Genomic DNA, 1,403 nt, shown 5'->3' with positions numbered 1-1,403 from the left:
AGTCAGAAGATGATAGCCAGTTCCCGGGCGGTTTGTCTCAAACACCGATCGATCGCTTGGTAGGCTGGCGCTGCAAGGCGTCCAGGTGTGGCTTGACCCACACTCCGATCGACCAGCGTGTCTTTCCCTGGACCTGTCAGCCGCCCGGGAGCGCCTTGCGGTGAGGCTTTGCCTCGGCGTTTGCTTGTGACCCAAGAAGGGCCTGACCGCGTTGGTCACATGACTGTCCTGTCCATGCATATGCCCGTGGTTGAGCCGTGCGATAGCGGTCAAACTCCAGAGGTTACGGCATGGAACAGAAGAACAAGCCAGCGCGTCATGTTGTCGGCGGCGTCGATACCCATAAGGATTTACATGTCGCAGCGGTCGTCGATGATTACGACCGCGTTCTTGAGACGCGCAGTTTCCCGACGACCCGTAACGGCTATCGGTTGATGCTTGCCTGGATGCGGACATTCGGAGAGTTGCAGCGCGTCGGTGTCGAGTGCACAGGCAGTTATGGTGCTGGGCTGCTGCGATATATGCAGGCCGCGGGCGTGGAGGTCCTTGAAGTTACCACACCAGATCGTCACGACCGTCGAAGACGGGGTAAGAATGATGATCTCGATGCCCAGGCTGCGGCACATGCCGCCTTTGCCGAACGGCGAACCGTCACACCTCGAAGCCGGGACGGCATGGTGGAATCTCTCAGAGTTTTAAAGGCTTGCCGAAAGACGGCAGTCAACGCTCGGCGCATAGCCTTGCAATTAATCCAGAATACGATCATCGCAGCGCCCGACGTGTTGCGGGATCAGCTGCGTCGCATGACCCGCATGCAACTGGTTCGATTGCTTGCCGCCTGGCGTCCGGACTTGACAGCCTATCGCGATGTGGAAGCGGCGTATCGGATTACCCTGAAGTCGCTTGGTCGCAGATACCTCGAACTGCATGATGAGATTGCCGATCTCGACATGATGATCGCTGCAATCGTCGAAGACCTGGCTCCGGACCTTGTCGAACGTAATTCAATTGGACACAACAGCGCCGCGCAGCTTTTGCTCACCGCCGGCGACAATCCCGAGCGATTAAAGTCAGAAGCAAGTTTCGCGGCGCTCTGCGGCGTCAGCCCTGTGCCAGCATCCTCAGGAAAGACCACAAGACATCGTCTGAACCGGGGCGGCGACCGGCTTGCCAATAGCGCCCTCCATATCATTGCAATTGGCCGCCTCAGGACCGATGACAAGACAAAGCAGTATGTCGCTCGCCGTATGGCTGCGGGCCACTCCAAGCTCGATGCAATCCGGGCATTGAAACGTTACATCGCTCGGGAAGTCTTCGGCATCATCATGCGTCGCCAGAAGCAGATCAATCAAACCAGGATCGTCGCTTGACAAACAGAAGGGCGTCCAGGGCTCGCAGTTCAC

Annotated in this window: 1 protein-coding gene; it reads left to right on the top strand. The window is 57.9% G+C overall.

What is annotated here, in order from left to right; translation table 11 throughout:
• Window positions 1–290 precede the first annotated feature (290 nt).
• A complete protein-coding gene (locus tag DKP76_RS18855) occupies window positions 291–1,370 on the top strand; it encodes an IS110 family RNA-guided transposase (protein WP_075041734.1) in 1,080 nt (359 codons plus the stop codon).
• Window positions 1,371–1,403: the final 33 nt, after the last annotated feature.

The sequence above is a fragment of the Falsochrobactrum shanghaiense genome, from assembly GCF_003149535.1.
Taxonomy (GTDB): Bacteria; Pseudomonadota; Alphaproteobacteria; order Rhizobiales; family Rhizobiaceae; genus Brucella; species Brucella shanghaiense.
This window is presented reverse-complemented; position numbering and strand designations above follow the sequence as displayed.

What these genes read in the sequence shown, in the direction of transcription:
- DKP76_RS18855 (WP_075041734.1), top strand. Translation starts at nt 291, where the DNA reads ATGGAACAGAAGAACAAGCCAGCGCGTCATGTTGTCGGCGGCGTCGAT.